Origin of the sequence: Spiroplasma ixodetis (genome assembly GCF_040369795.1) — a bacterium.
In the GTDB taxonomy this organism is placed as follows: domain Bacteria; phylum Bacillota_I; class Bacilli_A; order Mycoplasmatales; family VBWQ01; genus Spiroplasma_E; species Spiroplasma_E ixodetis_B.
Genome location: NZ_AP028955.1, coordinates 878,193 through 896,116 on the forward strand (window position 1 = coordinate 878,193; position 17,924 = coordinate 896,116).

The 17,924-nt window shown below is 23.6% G+C and carries 17 protein-coding genes and 2 pseudogenes; 10 read left to right on the forward strand and 9 right to left on the reverse strand.

The features are described from left to right. The first annotated feature begins 93 nt into the window (after positions 1-93). From ABWV63_RS06400 to ABWV63_RS06420, 5 genes are all read left to right on the forward strand, one after another. Positions 94-987 carry a hypothetical protein gene (locus ABWV63_RS06400; RefSeq protein WP_353305669.1) on the forward strand — a complete coding sequence of 298 codons (894 nt, stop codon included), beginning with the start codon at positions 94-96 and terminating at the stop codon, positions 985-987. Next, positions 941-2,155, forward strand: coding sequence for a YitT family protein (locus ABWV63_RS06405; protein WP_353305670.1), 1,215 nt, complete (start codon positions 941-943; stop codon positions 2,153-2,155). The genes ABWV63_RS06400 and ABWV63_RS06405 overlap by 47 nt, the downstream gene beginning before the upstream one ends. A 151-nt stretch (positions 2,156-2,306) precedes the next feature. After that, positions 2,307-3,329, forward strand: a complete 1,023-nt coding sequence (locus ABWV63_RS06410) for a DUF3137 domain-containing protein (RefSeq protein WP_353305671.1) — start codon at positions 2,307-2,309, stop codon at positions 3,327-3,329. Positions 3,330-3,383: 54 nt separating this feature from the next. Further along, positions 3,384-4,460, forward strand: a complete 1,077-nt coding sequence (locus tag ABWV63_RS06415) for a hypothetical protein (protein ID WP_353305672.1) — start codon at positions 3,384-3,386, stop codon at positions 4,458-4,460. 22 nt (positions 4,461-4,482) lie between these two features. Beyond that, a complete protein-coding gene (locus tag ABWV63_RS06420) occupies positions 4,483-5,370 on the forward strand; it encodes a hypothetical protein (protein WP_353305673.1) in 888 nt (295 codons plus the stop codon). Positions 5,371-5,693: 323 nt separating this feature from the next. On the opposite strand, the gene ABWV63_RS06425 is transcribed toward ABWV63_RS06420, so the two are convergent. Beyond that, positions 5,694-6,518 (reverse strand): IS630 family transposase, encoded by an 825-nt coding sequence (locus tag ABWV63_RS06425; protein WP_353305674.1) that lies wholly within the window; start codon positions 6,516-6,518, stop codon positions 5,694-5,696. A gap of 277 nt (positions 6,519-6,795) precedes the next feature. On the opposite strand from ABWV63_RS06425, the gene ABWV63_RS06430 reads away from it, so the two are divergent. Together ABWV63_RS06430 and ABWV63_RS06435 are read left to right on the forward strand one after the other, a co-directional pair. Then, positions 6,796-7,005: a hypothetical protein gene (locus ABWV63_RS06430; RefSeq protein WP_353305675.1), complete on the forward strand. Its 210-nt coding sequence runs from the start codon at positions 6,796-6,798 to the stop codon at positions 7,003-7,005. A 389-nt stretch (positions 7,006-7,394) separates the two neighbouring features. Beyond that, on the forward strand, positions 7,395-7,985 hold the full coding sequence (locus ABWV63_RS06435; protein ID WP_353305676.1) for a hypothetical protein: 591 nt from the start codon (positions 7,395-7,397) through the stop codon (positions 7,983-7,985). Positions 7,986-8,091: 106 nt separating this feature from the next. Here ABWV63_RS06435 and ABWV63_RS06440 read toward each other — a convergent pair. From ABWV63_RS06440 to ABWV63_RS06450, 3 genes and pseudogenes are all read right to left on the reverse strand, one after another. Further along, positions 8,092-9,313, reverse strand: a pseudogene (locus tag ABWV63_RS06440) (IS256 family transposase). 118 nt (positions 9,314-9,431) lie between these two features. Beyond that, on the reverse strand, positions 9,432-9,842 hold the full coding sequence (locus ABWV63_RS06445) for a transposase family protein (protein WP_353305677.1): 411 nt from the start codon (positions 9,840-9,842) through the stop codon (positions 9,432-9,434). Positions 9,843-9,845: 3 nt separating this feature from the next. Beyond that, a complete protein-coding gene (locus tag ABWV63_RS06450; protein WP_353305678.1) occupies positions 9,846-10,283 on the reverse strand; it encodes a transposase family protein in 438 nt (145 codons plus the stop codon). A gap of 153 nt (positions 10,284-10,436) precedes the next feature. Between ABWV63_RS06450 and ABWV63_RS06455 the strand changes: the two are divergent. Next, positions 10,437-11,675: pseudogene (locus ABWV63_RS06455) on the forward strand (IS256 family transposase). Positions 11,676-11,702: 27 nt separating this feature from the next. Here ABWV63_RS06455 and ABWV63_RS06460 read toward each other — a convergent pair. Further along, on the reverse strand, positions 11,703-12,005 hold the full coding sequence (locus ABWV63_RS06460; RefSeq protein ID WP_353307203.1) for a transposase: 303 nt from the start codon (positions 12,003-12,005) through the stop codon (positions 11,703-11,705). Positions 12,006-12,130: 125 nt separating this feature from the next. Here ABWV63_RS06460 and ABWV63_RS06465 point away from each other — a divergent pair, with 125 nt between their 5' ends. Continuing rightward, a complete protein-coding gene (locus tag ABWV63_RS06465; protein WP_353305679.1) occupies positions 12,131-12,541 on the forward strand; it encodes a DDE-type integrase/transposase/recombinase in 411 nt (136 codons plus the stop codon). A gap of 43 nt (positions 12,542-12,584) precedes the next feature. Continuing rightward, a complete protein-coding gene (locus tag ABWV63_RS06470) occupies positions 12,585-12,737 on the forward strand; it encodes an IS3 family transposase (RefSeq protein WP_353307204.1) in 153 nt (50 codons plus the stop codon). A gap of 546 nt (positions 12,738-13,283) precedes the next feature. On the opposite strand, the gene phoU is transcribed toward ABWV63_RS06470, so the two are convergent. The 4 genes from phoU to ABWV63_RS06490 are packed head-to-tail and all read right to left on the reverse strand — an operon-like array spanning position 13,284 to position 17,860. Then, a complete protein-coding gene (gene phoU, locus ABWV63_RS06475) occupies positions 13,284-13,961 on the reverse strand; it encodes a phosphate signaling complex protein PhoU (protein ID WP_353305680.1) in 678 nt (225 codons plus the stop codon). A gap of 37 nt (positions 13,962-13,998) precedes the next feature. Continuing rightward, positions 13,999-14,934, reverse strand: coding sequence for a phosphate ABC transporter ATP-binding protein PstB (gene pstB / locus ABWV63_RS06480; RefSeq protein ID WP_353305681.1), 936 nt, complete (start codon positions 14,932-14,934; stop codon positions 13,999-14,001). After that, complete coding sequence (pstC, locus tag ABWV63_RS06485; protein WP_353305682.1) at positions 14,859-16,880, reverse strand: phosphate ABC transporter permease subunit PstC; 2,022 nt, start codon at positions 16,878-16,880, stop codon at positions 14,859-14,861. The genes pstB and pstC overlap by 76 nt, the downstream gene beginning before the upstream one ends. A 14-nt stretch (positions 16,881-16,894) precedes the next feature. Beyond that, positions 16,895-17,860: a substrate-binding domain-containing protein gene (locus tag ABWV63_RS06490; RefSeq protein WP_353305683.1), complete on the reverse strand. Its 966-nt coding sequence runs from the start codon at positions 17,858-17,860 to the stop codon at positions 16,895-16,897. Positions 17,861-17,924: the final 64 nt, after the last annotated feature.

Consider the following 17,924-nt stretch of genomic DNA (forward strand, 5'->3'; position numbering starts at 1 on the left):
TTATAAAGATTTTGAAGATAGTGTATAGCAAAATAATAAAAATAAGTTACAATTTATATATGATATTTTATAAATTAAGGAATGATTATAATTATGAAAAAAATTTTAACATTAATGGGTACTATTGCTTTTGGTAGTGGAATAGTAACGCCAGTTTTAGCTTGTTCTGATCAACAACAAGATAGTATTTTAAAAGCAATTACTAATGGTAATGGTAATTATAATGGTTGAGAAGCAACTTTATCAAAAGTTGGTATTAAAAAACCAGTGGATGTTCCTATTGATGGTCAAAGACCTGAAAAAGAACAAGTTATTAAAAATGAAGCATTAGAAAAAAGTCTTGCACAATCACTTGCCAAATTAATTTTAGATAAAGGAAATATTAAAGAACCAACTTGATTTGATAGTCAATTAGAAGTGGGTACTAAATGTTATTATTTTACGATTGATAATGGTAAAATAGATGAATCAACAAAAGCAAGAACTTGAGATGTTGATGCTTCAACTGGTAGAATTAGTATTAATATTACTTATCAAGTTGGAGTAGTAAATAATGATAAAATTTTTAAAGTTGAACAATACATAAAAAAAAATTTTAATATAAAATGTTATTATACACAAAGCGATTACATAGTTTATAGTTGTGTTAGTGATGTTACTAAATTATCAGAACAAATAGTACCAATTAGTGTTGATGAAAAAAGTAAACCTGATATTGAAAAAACATATGCTGATTTTTCTAAAAAAACTAAAACTTTAGTTCAAGAAGGAATAAGTTTAGCATTAAATAATAATCCTCATGTCAATTCTGTTAATATTAATATCAAAGGAATTGATGGTCAAAAAGTTACAAGTTCTGGTCCTAATAAATTAGAACTTAAAGTTAATTTTGTGATTAGTTTTCAAGATTCATTAATTGACATGTCTTTACCTTCGTCTTATGATGATAGTAATTATGTTCCAACAATACTTAAATTTAATAGTTAAAAAGGAGTTTAATATGTCCAATAATTCAGAAGCAAAAAATAAAGATAAAGAGCCACCATTAATTGTTGATGCCTTTACTTTTAAAAATATTGGCGTTAAGCAAGAGATCCATTCTTCATGAAAAAACTTTAATTGAAAAATAACTTCCAAAAATTTATTATTAATTTTTATTGGTGCTTTTTTAACAACTGTTTCCTTTTTTTATTTTATTAATCGTGCTGGTTTATATACTAATGGTTTATCAGCTTTTGCACAATTAATAGCTAAATTTATTGCCTTATCTTATAATGGCAGTATTACTGAACAAGAAACAACCCAAGCATTTTGATTTTATCCAGTATATTTTCTTATTAATGGTCCTATCATTATTTGAGGATTATTCAAGGTTGGATTTCGTTTTACTCTTTATACTATTATTTATTTGTTATTTCAAAACGGAATTAACTTTTTGTTAACATCAATTGATGTTCTTAAAAATTTTCAAGTTTTAGGTAATGAGCGATTAAAAGTTACTACAGATTATTGGCGCTTAGTTTTACCATGTACTTTTATTTTTGCTGCTTTAGGTGGATTAATTTATGGTGCTGGTATTGGTATTTTATTTAAAACTGGTGGATCTAGTGGTGGTATGGATTTTATTAGTACTTATATTTCTATGAAACGTAAATATTCAATTGCTACTATTATTAGAAATACTAATATTATTATTGTTGTTATTGTTTTAATTCTTGATGGAACTTTTTTACAGAAAACTAGTCTTGTTGATAATTTTTTAGTTAGACCTTATTTTATGTCAACGCTTGTTTATATTTATGTAGCAGCTTTTGTTATGAATAGAGTTTATCCAAAATATATGTTGATGAGTGTCTTTATTATTTCTAATGAATTAGAGCAAATCCGTAATGATATTTATCGAAATAATTATTTACGTGGTGGTAATGTTTGAAATGTGAAAGGTTTGTATTCAGGTAATGAATATAAAATGATGATGACAACAATGTCGTTATTAGAATATAATTTTTTTAAAACAAAAATAGTTAGAATCGATCCTAAAGTTTTTATGGTAGCAGTTCCTGCAAAATATATGAATGGTGGTAATGCAGGTAAACCTCCACAAAATGCACCTGTTAATATTACTGAAATTAATGATTTTTTAGAAAAAAACTAATAATATATATGTTATAATGTAATTAGTTTTATAATAGTAGGCTTTTATAATTCTAAATAGATTATTACATCTATAGTTAGTCTTTTTCTATTTTTTATAAAACAAAATTAGTTATAAACTATATTAAGAATTAAAAAAGAATGGAATAATTATGAAACATAATTTATCACCAAAAGTTGTAAATGAGATTGTTAATAATATTCATACTGACTATAATAATAGTAGTAATCATTGATGAATTAAATTAATAAATAATCGTTTATGAATTATTACTATCATTATTACTCTAGTTGCTATTGGTGCTAGTATTGGTTTTAACAAATCATCATTTATTAAAAAACCATTTACCATTATTAGTATTATTGGATTCATTGTTGGATGTTTTTTATTAGTACAGAGTTTTGTATTAAAAACTAAAATTCATGAAAAATTAATAGAAGAATTACCAATTATTAACTATTATCAATGAGTTATTAAAGATAATAATTCACAAATGAATTTAACAACTATTAGTGATTATTGAACAATTGAACCACAAGGCAATTTACCTTTAGATGAACAACCTAATTATTATAATTATTGCGAACAAGTAATGATAGGAAGTATTAATGGTCAAAATTTTAACTATGGAAGTATCATTAATCAAAAAGTTATGTATGAAACAAGTTCTGGATATAATAGTGCTGCTCAAGTTATTGAAACAGAAAAAATTACTTGTTATTATACACGTTTTGTTTATTACACAACTATTATTAGGAATAATAATTTTACAATGACATTAACACCACGTAATATATTTTCAAAAAAATTTCGTAGTAAAAAGAAAGTTCAATTAGAATCACATTTATTTGAAGATTTATTTGAAGTAAAATGTGATAATCAAATTAAATTAAGATTAATTTTAGAACCAAAAGTAATGAATTTACTTAATGAATTTGCTTATAGTTTAGGAAATAAGGATTTACCAGTTATTCACATAGAAAATGAACAATTAATATTAAGTTGAAAATATGAATTAGGAAAAAATCCTTATAATGATGGAAAAGGAAAATTGATGGTTTTACCCACTACTACTAATCTTGAAAAGTTTATTAATAAATTATTAGCAATGATTAGTAAAGATATTTTAAATTTAACGCAAGCACAAATGTGAGTTAATAGCTTACAATTATAATAATAATTTATATAAATTACTTTACAATAATTTAAAAATAAGGTAGATAAAATTATGAATAACTATCAATTATTAAAATCAAGTTGAAAATGATTTAACAATAAATATTTGATGCAGACGATCTTATGAATATTGTTAACAATTTGTTTGATTATTTGTGCAATTTTATGAGAAGTTAAAAGTAGTATTTTTAATAAAATTTTAACATTTGATTTTTTTAATAATGCTAGTATTACTGATGAAACTATTATTACTTTAAAAACTTATTTATATATTGCTATTTTTAGTAGTTGTATTGCAAGTAATACTTTAATATTTATTCAAATCAGATGTTGAATGAAAAAATATATTGAAAATAAATATAAGGTAATTTCAAATTTTGAAAATAATTTCTTTATTTTTAAAACTTTATTAGTATTAAATGTTGCTAAAAACATTACTTATATTTTTTGTTTTACTAATGTTTTTACCACATTATTTGTTTTAACTTATTGATTTTGTTATTTTATTATTTATATTATTTTAGAAAAAATATTAGAAGAAAAAAATCAGATTCTTGGTAATCCTTGATGAAAAGATATAGAAAAACGATCATTATTTATTATTTTAGGTTTTGAAGTTTTATATTTAATTGTAAAAAATTCAATTTTGATTTTTACTAAGGGTGATATTAATATTGATCAATTTTTAAAGTACTTTATTCCCGCTAGTTCTTTAGCATTAATATTAGCAGTCTTTATTCAAAGTTTAGTTAAAAACGATGTTAAAACTATTTTAAAAAATATTAAAGATGTTAAAACCAAAGTTGATGATTTTAAAATATTTTATAATTGAGATTATAAAAATATCATTAGTGATTTTTTATTTGTTAAAGAAGCGCCAATAATTATTCGAAATGAATTAAAACAAAAAGTATTAACTAATGAAGAAAAAAATAAAATATTTGAACTTTTAAATGAAATTTATCAATTTCTAATATTTGTTGAAAAACAAAATATTAAAGTTAGTGAGTTGAAATATATTTATTATCATTTATTTTATGAAATAACAGATCGCGCTGAAATTTCACAAATTAAAAATAGAATTATTAATACAAAAAAGAAAAATTTGAAGATAATACTGAAAAAGTAGTGATTATCTAAGGAGGTTTATTATGAAAAAAATATTAAAAATTATAAGTGTTTTTACATTTACTAGTATTACTAGTATTAATATTAGTGCATGTGATGTTTTTCACAATTCATCAGTTGATTATCAGCAATTATTAGCTGATGCTGCAAATTTAATTGCTAATAATACTTATCCCAATTTTACTAATTTTTTAAAACCCGAAAATAAAACTCATGTTTCTGATTTTAAAAAATTAATTGAAGACAATATTTGGAACTTGTTTAATACTACTCCAGAAGATTTTAGTAATATTACTTATGAAATTACTAATGGTCAAGATGAAATAAAAAAAATTAATAGTACTAACATTAAAATTCATTTAACTGTTTATAATAATTCTGCAGTAAAAGATTGTAGTTTTGATGCTAATTTTAGTCTATTACAAGATTATATAAATGAAAAATTAGAACCATTAGTTAATGGAACGCAATATTTATCAATTAATAAAAAGGATAGTGGTAGATTTTATAATAATTTAGTTACTGCTGGTGCTACTTTTAAAAGAGAAGAAAAAAATCAAAAAGAACAATATTTAAGAAATAATTCAGATGCAGCTGAAAATTTTTGAAAATCATTTCAAGAGTCAATTCCTTCTGAAGAAGTGAAAAACCCTTTACTTGGCAATATTTTAGTTCCACTGTTAAATTTTATTCCAAAAAAACCCGTTACTTGGTTAACTTTTGATAATTTTACACCATATTTGTTAAATGCTGGTGGATATAATAATGTTATTGCTCTTTCTGGTAATAAAAAAATTGGTGATAAATATTATGATTATATAAAAATTGGATTGGAGGGTAAAAATTCAAAGGATATTGATTTTGGTAATAAATATGAAGGTTTAACTTTTATTTTTACTACTAATAGTTAATTAATAAATTTTTAGTTCCTTTTTGAAAAGATAAAAATTAATAATACAAAATTACTTTTATAACTAATTTTGTATTAAAAAAATTAAAAAAATATAGACAAGTTATAAAACACATGCTATTATTTTTTCATACCTTTTTAGGTTAAATAATATATGCGACTATAAAAAGTAGCGACTTAAAAAAATATTATTATATACGAAAGAAGTTTTTAAAATGTCTCCTTTATTTACAGGTGATCAAAATCCTAATATTCGTAGAATGTATGATGATAGTGCAATAAGTTTATTGGGTTTAAGTGGTGCTTTTTCTAGCATATCTATAGCTAACTAAAGTAATGCTTACTCATATCTTGAAAAACAAAATCAATCGCTTTTTTAATATTTGGTCAATAATTTGGTAATATTTTTCTTATATTATGTTTTATAGCAAATCAAAAATGTTCAATTTGATTTAAATTAGGAGAATATGGTGGAAGAAATAATAGTTTGCATCCAGCATTTTCAATTAATTGTTGTGTTAATTTAGATTTATGAAACGTTGCATTATCTAAAACTATAATTTGTCCACGCTTTAATACTGGAATTAGTATATTTTTTACATATGATTCAAAAATTTTACTGTTGCAATGTCCTTCAAATGCTCATAGGGATTTTAATTTACCTTTATTTAGTGAACCAATTATACTCATTCTTTTTATTTTATATGCGGGTTTATTATCAAATAATCTTTTACCTTTTTCAGATCAACCATATTTATAAAATTCATTATCATCAATTCCAGATTCATCAATATATACTAAATATTCATTCATTATTTTAGCTATTTCTTTTAAAAAATCTTCTTGTTTATTTTTATCTCTTTGTTCATATAGAAAAGTTTTTTTATATGTATAATTTAGTTTTTTGAAATAGTTATAAACTGTTTCTTTAGTCATATCACCAAATTTTTCAATTACTTTTTGAACTGTAACATCTTTATTTTGCGCTAAATAATTTTTTAATTCATCTAAATCCTTTATTTTGTGGCTATGTCCTTTTTGATAATTCAAAATTGGTTTTATATGCCCAGTTTCTTTTTTTCTTTTTCTTCATAAGAATAAAGTCTTTCTAGTAATATTGAACACTTTACAAATTTCTTTAATTTTCATGTTTTTACTTTCATAGGCTTCTATTGCTTTTCTTCGTAAGTCTTCACTTTATGGTTTTGGCATAATTTAATATTCCTAATCTATTTTAAATATTGCTGAATTGTACTTTTAAATTCAAAAACTGTTTAAATTACATATTATTATTTTACATTATTTATGAGTAAACATTACTTTAGTTAGCTATATTTCATTAAATGCTTATGGTATTTCAAATCTTATTAGTTGATTAACTGAATTAATCCCAAATAGATTTGAAACTATACGTAAAATAGCAAATATGGCAACTGGTGGTTGTTTAATATCAAGTGGTGTAGCAATGGGTATAAATAATGATTTTAATAATGCTTATGCCATTCCAACTATTGTTGCTGGTGCAAGTGAAATTATTAATAATTTATTACCTATGGAAAGAAAATTTGATTTAGAAACGCAAGAAACAATTTTTACAAATGAAACAGCACAGTTAATCAATGATAATAGTTTTTAAATTAATAGTGAAACAAATAGTAAATATGGTAGTGATAATATGAGCGAAGTACCATTAAATGATGATAATGGTTCATTAACTTGAGATTATAATCATATGATTTTATAATTTTTCCTATAATTATTGAATGAATATATTATGCATTAGCAAGTAATGATATTAAATTAGCGTTAATAAATGCTTTAAAAAATTATTATAAAAATCAATCATTAAAAGCAGTATTTGATAGTGAAAATGTTAATGAAAATGAAATACATCAACCTTATTCATTTTTAAATCCAAATATAATTAAAAAATTAATAAGTATATTAAAACCAAGTGAATTAAGTATACTTCAACATGAAATTAATAAATTTAAAAATCCAATAAATAGTTTTAAAAAATCTATTATGTCAACAGAAATTAGAACAGTTAAAAATTATGTAAATAAATTTAATAATTTATTTAAAGAAAATGAAGAAGAAATACCAGATAATGCATGAGAAGTATTATCAAGTTCATGATTTAAAAAAGTAAAATTTATTGTTGATAATAAAAATTTAAAAATTGGAACTTTAACAACATTATTTCAAAGTGATAATGATAAAAAACAAATATGATATGGCCCTTATACTTATCCAGCATTTTCACAAGAAATATGAATATTAATGACACAAGCAAAAGGTAAAAATGGTACTGGTTCTGGAACTATATTTTGAAAATTTTGAAATAGAAAATGATTGCCAAGTGAATTAAGAAAATATGTTAAAAGTGAATTAGCAAAAAAAGGTAAATATTATGGTTCACAAGATACTAGTGTAATTTATCCAAATAATATTAATGTACAAAAATCTATTAATTTTATTAATAGATTAGAAAAGGGATTTTTTAAATTAAAAGAATATAAAACTTTATCTAAAAATGAAATAGGAAGTAATCAATGAAGATACGAAAGAAAACAATTATTAAAAAAATATTTACATACAAATATAGCTAACTAAAGTAATGTTTACTCATATCTTGAAAAACAAAATCAATAGCTTTTTTAATATTTGGTCAATAATTTGGGAGGCTTTTTAAAAATATGTGTATCTTTTTACAAAGTTACTAGTTTAGATTAATTCTATCTTTAAATTTTATCATAAAATGAGCAATTCCTGTATTTCAATTTTGAATGGGCATTGTTCATTTTTTTTGTTATATTTTCAATTGCTAAGTAAAATATTTTAAAAACTGCCATATCATTTGGAAAAACTTTTTTATTTATAATAACTTTTCGTAATTGACTATTAACATATTCAATAGCGTTTGTTGTATAAATCACTCTTTTGATTTCTGCAGGATAACTAATAAAAACCATTAAATTATCTCAATTTTTATATCATGATTTAGCAATTTGAGGATATTGTTTATTCCATTTACTTTCAAAAGATTCTAAAGCTTGCATTGCTTGTTCTTCGCTACATGCACTATAAATTGGTTTTAAATCTGTAAATAGTGATTTTCTATGTTTGTATGAAACACATTTTAAACTATTTCTAATTTGATGAACTATGCATAATTGATGTTCGGTTTTAGGATAAACTAATTGTATTGCTTCTGACATTCCTGTTAAATTGTCACTACAAGCAATAAGAATATCATTTAAGCCTCGATTTTTCATTTCTGTGAAATTAGATAATCAAAACTTAGAACCTTCATTTTCGCTAATTCATAAACCTAAAATATCTTTTTTACCTTCTAAATCAACTCCTAGTGCTATATAAACTGATTTGTTAATAATGCGTTTATCTTGTCGTGCTTTAACTACTATACAATCAAAATAAACAATCGGATAAACACTTTCTAATGGCCGATTTTGTCATGCTTTAACATCATCAATAACATCATCAGTAATTTGACTAATAACACTTTCACTAATATCAGCACCATGATATAACTCTTGTAACTGCATTCTAATATCTGATAAAGTCATGCCTTTGGCATATAATGAAAGAACTTGTTGATCAAAACCATCAAATATTCTTTGTCTTTTTGCAACTATTACTGGCTCAAAATTACTATTACGATCTCGTGGTACATTAATCTCAATTTTACCTTGTTGAGTTATTAATTTTTTTGAACTTATACCATTACGAGCATTTTCACTATTATTATGTTGATTTTTTTCATATCCTAAATAATTTTGCATTTCAGAATTCAACATTTTTTCAACTAATCTTTTTGTTAATTCTTTATATAAACCTCCCTCTTTAAAAACTGTTGTTAAATCTTCAGTATTTTCTAATAATAAATCTACTGCTTTTGATATTGGATCATTATTATTAATATTTTTTTAGACATACGTAACTCACTCTTTCTATTTATTTAATTTTATTTACTAGAATTAATTAAACATAGTTATTTTTGTAAGTTACACAGATTACTAAACATTACCTAATATTTTTTTATTTTAATGGTTTTGTTTTATTAAAAATTTCACAAAGTAAGTTAAATCTTAAGTACATAAGTCTAAATATACTTTTTCTACATTTATTTATTAAAATTTTGAATCTTTTTAATCAAGCAAAAACATGTTCAACTTTAATTATAATTTTTGAAATAATTTTATTGTAGATTTTTTCTTGTTTAGTTAATTTTTTATTTTTAGTTTTTTTAATTGGTAATATAGTATTTTTATAAATATTTTGTATTCCTTGATATCCCAAATCACCAATAATTATTGTTTTTTCTGAAAATTCAAGATTTGAATTTTTTAATATTTGAAAATCATGTACTTTTCCATTATCAGCAAAAATATCAACAATTTTTTTATTAAAAAGTCATATATAATTTGAAATTTTATAGAAAACATTCAACTTTTACCAGAAAAATATTCTAACTGTAGTTTTTTTAGTTGATCTTTCAATTTCAATTTCAGTTGAATCAATTAAATAAAATTGAAATTCATTTAAATCTTCTTGTTTTTTCTCAATTTTTGATTTATATTTTGTTTTTAAAAACTGATAATCTTTGTCATCACTAAGTTTATTTTCTACTCAAGTAATATTTCGAAAACAACTTGATGCACTCATTTTATATTTAATACTCATTTGGAAAAAAGTATAATATTCTTTTCAGTATACTAAAGTCATCATCAATCTTTCTTCAACTGAAAGTTTATATTTTCTACCTTTAGTTTTTTTTAAATTTTCTATTTCAATTAATTTTGTTAACATTTCATCAAAATGAAAACGTTTTATACCAAAATATCTATAAAATTGTTCATTTTTTAATTTTTTTAAATTTTCAAAATTCATTTTTATCAACACCTTATTAATTTATTAATAAAGAAATTATAAAATAAATTTTAAATTATTAATTGACTTTTAAAAAATTTATTTAAGGAATATGTCTTATGTTTAATTAATTCTAGTAAATAAAATTAAATAACTAGAAAGAGTGAGTTACGTATGTCTAAAAAACAAAATATTAATAATAATGATCCAATATCAAAAGCAGTAGATTTATTACTAGAAAATACTGAAGATTTAACAACAGTTTTTAAAGAGGGAGGTTCATATAAAGAATTAACAAAAAGATTAGTTGAAAAAATGTTGAATTCTGAAATGCAAAATTATTTAGGATATGAAAAAAATCAACATAATAATAGTGAAAATGCTCGTAATGGTATAAATTCAAAAAAATTAATAACCCAACAAGGTAAAATTGAGATTAATGTACCACGAGATCGTAATAGTAATTTTGAGCCAGTAATAGTTGCAAAAAGACAAAGAAGATTTGATGGTTTTGATCAACAAGTTCTTTCATTATATGCCAAAGGCATGACTTTATCAGATATTAGAATGCAGTTACAAGAGTTATATCATGGCGCTGATATTAGTGAAAGTGTTATTAGTCAAATTACTGATGATGTTATTGATGATGTTAAAGCATGACAAAATCGGCCATTAGAAAGTGTTTATCCGATTGTTTATTTTGATTGTATAGTAGTTAAAGTACGACAAGATAAACGCATTATTAACAAATCAGTTTATATAGTACTAGGAGTTGATTTAGAAGGTAAAAAAGATGTTTTAGGCTTATGAATTAGTGAAAATGAAGGTTCTAAGTTTTGATTATCTAATTCCACAGAAATGAAAAATCGAGGCTTAAATGATATTCTTATTGCTTGTAGTGACAATTTAACAGGAATGTCAGAAGCAATACAATCAGTTTATCCTAAAACCGAACATCAATTATGCATAGTTCATCAAATTAGAAATAGTTTAAAATATGTTTCATACAAACATAGAAAATCACTAGTTACAGATTTAAAACCAATTTATAGTGCATGTAGTGAAGAACAAGCAATGCAAGCTTTAGAATCTTTTGAAAGTAAATGAAATAAACAATATCCTCAAATTGCTAAATAATGATATAAAAATTGAGATAATTTAATGGTTTTTATTGGTTATCCTGCAGAAATCAAAAGAGTGATTTATACAACAAATGCTATTGAATCTGTTAATAGTCAATTACGAAAAGTTATTAGAAATAAAAAAGTTTTTCCAAATGATATGGCAGTTTTTAAAATATTTTACTTAGCAATTGAAAATATAACAAAAAAATGAACAATACCCATTCAAAATTGAAATACAGCAATTGCTCATTTTATGATAAAATTTGAAGATAGAATTAATCTAAACTAGTAACTTTGTAAAAAGATACACAGATTTTTAAAAAGCCTCAACTATTACTGGCTCAAAATTACTATTACGATCTCGTGGTACATTAATCTCAATTTTACCTTGTTGGGTTATTAATTTTTTTGAATTTATACCATTACGAGCATTATCACTATTATTATGTTGATTTTTTTCATATCCTAAATAATTTTTCATTTCAGAATTCAACATTTTTTCAACTAATCTTTTTGTTAATTCTTTATATAAACCTCCCTCTTTAAAAACTGTTGTTAAATCTTCAGTATTTTCTAATAATAAATCTACTGCTTTTGATATTGGATCATTATTATTAATATTTTTTTAGACATACGTAACTCACTCTTTCTATTTATTTAATTTTATTTACTAGAATTAATTAAACATAGTTATTTTTGTAAGTTACACAGATTACTAAACATTACCGAAAAATTAAAAAAATTATGAATAAACATAATTTAATATCAAAATACACTAAATTATCTTACAAAAATTATCATAATAAAGTCAATGATAGTCAAATTACTAATCTTGTTAATAGAGACTTTAATAATAGGCTTAAAAATGAAGCTATTGTTAGTGATTTAACTTATGTTCAAGTTAATGGTAAATGAAACTATATTTGCTTATTAATCGACCTGTACAATCGCGAAATTATCGGACATAGTGTAGGCACTAAAAAAGATGCATCATTAGTATATCAATCATTTATGTGCTCAAATCGTTGTTTAAAAAATATTCAAATATTTCATAGCGATCGCGGTAATGAATTTAATAATACAACTATTGATAAACTTTTATTAGCCTTCAATATTACCCGCTCTTTAAGCAAAAAAAGGTTGTCCTTATGATAATGCTGTTGCTGAAGCAACTTTCAAAACTTTCAAAACAGAGTTTATTAATGATAAAAATTTTACATCATTAATCCAATTAAAATTAGAATTATTTGATTATATCAATTGATACAACAACATAAGAATCCACAGCACTCTAAACTACTTAACCCCCATAAAACACCAAGCACAAATGTCTACCAAAAAACAGTCCTAAAAAAGGTTGCCATTCCAAAACAAGGTATTGAAAATCAAAGTGCAAAGTGAAATATTGGTTGTTATACTGAAACAAATATTTGACATGTTTTAAAAGAAATGCTTGGAAATAGAACATATAATATTTTAATTTATATTAAAATGGTTATTTTTAAATGTAATAAAATAAATACAGAGACACAATTATTATAAATTAAAAATTTAGTTGTTTTTTTAAAAAAACAACTAAATAAAATAAAACTTATTAAATATACTTTAACAAGAATTTTTGTTGTGTATAAATATTAAATTTATTTTAGTAATTTTTAAAAATAAGCATTTTAGTTGCATTTAAGTTAAAAAAATTATATCATTTAGATATAATTTCATAAAAATCCAAATTATTTCTTGTCTAAAAAATAATAAGACTATATAAATTTTGATTTATTCCTGATTTTTGACAATCTCCCAAATAAAATAATAATAAGTATTATGATATTAAAGTATGACTTAAAAATATTTAAATGAAAATTGCAAAAAAGTAATTATTTTAACACTGATTGATAAATTATTCATATATTTTTGTTGAAGATAAATCATAAAATTTACCTTTAATAATATATACTATTGTTTCACAAATGTTAACTAAGTGATCACCTAGTCTTTCAATATACATCAACTGTTGCATTGTTGATGTATATTGAGAGAGTTGATCATTATTTTTGTTTACTTTTAACATATTGACAATGTTTTTCGTTGATTCACGAAAACGATTATCAATATCAATATCATATTCTGCTGCTTGATAAGCTTTATTAATATCATTTTCATTTATAGATTCACCAATTAAATCCATCATTTTAAATACTTTTTTCATTAATCCTGATAATTGAGATGTTAATTTAATTTCTGGTTTATATTTGACATTAAATTTGGATAAATTTTTAGCATAATTTGAAATACGTTCTAAATCACGAATAATATTCATATAGCCAATAATAGTACGTAAGTCAGTAGCAAAAGGATTTTGTTGAGCAATACTTCAAATTGCAGTAATTGTTAAACTTTCAGCGACTGTTCTAATTTCTTTATCGGTTTCAACAATTCTTTTTGACATGTCAAAATCTTGTGTTTCCATTGCTATTAAAGCGTCTTTATGTTCTTTTTTTACTTCTTTTAATAAAGTTAATAAGTTTTGTTTTAAATTTATGATATCTAAATCAAATCTACGGTTAATTATTTTCATTTTTTCCTCCTTTCTCTATAATTAATTATATATATTTTTAACCAAATCTGCCGGTAATATAATCTTCTGTTCTTTTATCTTTTGGTCGTGAAAATATTTTTTTAGTATTATTATATTCAATGACTTCTCCATTTAAGAAAAAGGCAGTTTTATCAGAAATTCGTGCTGCTTGTTGCATTGAATGTGTAACAACAATAATTGTAAAGTCTGATTTTAAATCATTCATTAAGTCTTCAATTTTAGATGCGGCAATCGGATCTAGAGCTGAAGTTGGTTCATCCATTAATAGTACTTCTGGTTTTAGGGCAATAGCACGAGCAATACATAAACGTTGTTGTTGTCCACCTGATAATGATAATGCTGAATCGAATAAGTGTTGAGCAACTTCATCTCATAAAGCCGCTTTTTTTAAAGCATCTTCGACAATTTGATTTAGAATCTTTTTATTTTTAATGCCTTGATTTTTTGGGCCATATGCCACATTTTCATAAATTGACATTGGAAAGGGATTAGGTTTTTGAAATACCATTCCAACTTTAGTTCGTAATGAAATAATATTTTTTTTATTTTCATAAATATCTTCATTATTAAATAATATTTGTCCATTAATTTTAACATCATCAATTAAATCATTCATTCTATTTAAAGTTCGTAGTAATGTTGATTTGCCACAACCACTTGGTCCGATAAAAGCGGTTACTTGATTACGACTTATTTCTAAATTGATATTAAATAAAGCCTGTTTTTTGCCATGATTATAGAAGAAATTTAAATTTTTAATAGTAAAAACATAATTACTTTTTGGAATATTTTCTATATTTGATAAATTATTTGATTTGTTATTTGGTTTTTTCTTAAATTTATCTTTCGCTTTTAAAAAGTAAGGTTTAATTACATTTACTTTTCTTTTTTTATTGCTATTCGCTGATTCTTTCTTGCTTTCATTTTTTCTTTTAATAATTCAATTGAGCATTTTGTTTTCACCCCGATTCCTGTTGTTAAACTTTTTTCAAAATGTTTTGCTATAAAGTTTAAAATAAATATTAGTATAACTGTTATTAGTGCTGTTTGGCACATCATTCCTAATTTATTAGGGTCGTTTGATTCTTTATTAACTAATAAAATATGGGTTGTTAAAGTTTGTCCTGAACTTAAGAAACCTTTATTGGGAAAAGCAACAGTGCTTCCTAATGTTAGATAAACTGGTGCTGATTCACCAATAATTCTACCCATTGATAAAATCATACTAGTAATAATTCCGCCAATGGCAGCTGGAATAACTACTTTTCTTATTGTTTCAAATTTACTAGCACCTAGTGCTAATGATGCTTCGCGATATTCAATAGGTACTGATTTTAATGTATCTTCTACTGCTTTAATAATAAGTGGTAAAATAACAATTGTTAATGTTAAACTAGCAGAAATTACTGAGAAACTTATTTGTAAGAAAGTAATAAAAAAAGTAAATCCAAACATACCAAAGATAATTGATGGCGTAGAAGCTAAGGTATTTAACACAAAACGTAATATTGAAGCAAATCAACTATTTTTGACATATTCGTGAAGATAAATTGCACCAATAATACCTAATGGCATAGCAATAGTAATTGTTGTTAATACCAATAAACATGTCATTGTGATAATTGATAAGTAACCTTCATCACCAGTTGTTCAAATTAAAGCTGCAAAATTAAAATTGAAAATGCTACTACCAGCATTACCACTAATGTTGAATATACCATTAATAATAATATCACCAATAATTCAAATAATTAATCCCATAGTAATAAAACAAGCTAGCCCCATAAAGAATAATCGAAAATAGTCTTTAAAGTGTTTTCTGACTTGATTTTTAATAGTTTTTTTACTAATAGTTAACATTAGTTGATTATCAGATAAATTTATTTTTTTTAAATTATAATTTCGTGGTTTTTTATGACCTTTTGCTTTTTTATCACTACGTTTATAAATTATTAAAACAATAAAGTTAATTATTGAAACTATAATAAATAAAAATAAACCAATTCCATATAATGCTGATATTTGTTGAGAACTAACTGCTTCTCCAATTTCTAGTCCAATTACTCCCGCTAAAGTAGAAATTGAACTAAATAAAAATGCAAGTGGACCATGTGCAAAATTTGGAGCTAGAGTACTATTACCAGCAATCATAACAACGGCCATTGTTTCGCCGATGACTCTTCCAAATCCAAAAATTATTGCGCCAATGATTTTGGTTTTTGCCGCTTTAAAAATGACTTTAAAACTAGTGTCAGTCCTGCTAATACCTAGTGCTAATGATGCATATAGATAAGATTTTGGTACTCGAGTAATAGCATTAACAGATAATGAAATAATTGTTGGTAATGCCATCATTGATAAAATAAAACTTGCTGTCATCATATTTTCTTTGGTTGGTGCTCCCATTTTTACAAAAATAGGACCAATGGTCATTAAACCAAAAGCACCAAAAACAACTGAAGGAATACCAGATAATAATTCTACTAAAGTTAATGTTGTTTTTTTTAATTTTGGTGGTAAAAATTCACATATAAATAATGATGTTAGTAAACTTAAAGGAATAGCAAGTATCATTGAAAATAGTGCAACTCAAAAAGTGGCAACGATAAAGGCAATAATACCAAAACTATTAGCACTAGGTAATCATTTACTATTTCCTAACATTTTAAATCAAATTAGAAAACTAATATTACTAAATGTTTGACCGATAATAAAACCAATTAATAATGAAGCAGCAATTAGTGCTAATGAAGATATAGACAATACACAAATTTTAGCAATCAGATCATAAGTATGTTTTTTTTGTTCACTAATAAAAACATTTTTTGGATCATGATTTTTATTAAAATGATTAAAAGTTATTTTATGTCAAAACTTTTTAAAAGATTTGGATTTCATTTATTAATACTCCTTTATGGAAAATTGTTTAATCACCGATTTAAATCATAATTTAATTTGTCAGTTAATGGTACTGCTGATTGTGCGTACTGAGCTTCTGAAAAAGCAGGAACTACGTATTCTTTATGACCTGGATAGTCAGGAATAAACAAGAATTTTAGAAATTTAACTAAAGTATTAATTTGTTTAAAATTTTTATTTATTAAACCTGTAAACGGTCGTGATAACTGATAAGTACCATTTTTAATGGTATCTAAACTTGGAGCAATATTTTCTCAATTAGCAATATGAATATTAGTGAATTGTTTATTCGAATCTAATTGTTTTTTATCTGAATATGAACTATAGCCAACACCACCAATAGACATATTAAACATTTGTGTACTTGAATTAACAGTTATTGATTGTGGATAATATGCTTTTGAATCACCCAGAACTTTTTCATTAAAAACATCTCGTGTTCCTGAACCATTTTCTCTAGTATAAGGTAATATTTTGAGGTCACAAGTTGGTTTGATTCAACCTTGATTTGGTTCTGAAGTATTTTGTGGAAATAAATCTCTTCAGAAAATAGAAGATTTAGTTAAATACATTTTTTTTACTTTATCTTGTGTAAAATTTAGATGTTTATTATTACCTAAGCAATCTTGTGGCAAATTACAAACTAAAATCATGCCATCTTTTGATAAAACAAAAGAAATTAAATTATTATTAGGAGTTGTATATTCTTTTGAAAGTCAGCCAATACCAAACATATTTTTATTAACGGGAATTACTGCTGCATCTGAACCTAAACTGTTATAAGTAAAGTCTGCTTCTTTATGATTATCGGGATAGCCTTCCATTAATGTATGCATTAAAGGCGCTACTGAAGTTGAACCGCCCATAATAAAATAGGGTTTATGACTAACTAAAGTTACGATAAAAATACTAATCATTGTGATTAATCAAAATAATGACAAAATTATTTTTTTTAGCATATAAATCCACCCAACTGAGAGTTTTCTTTATCATACACGTATTATAACAATATAATTGATAAAA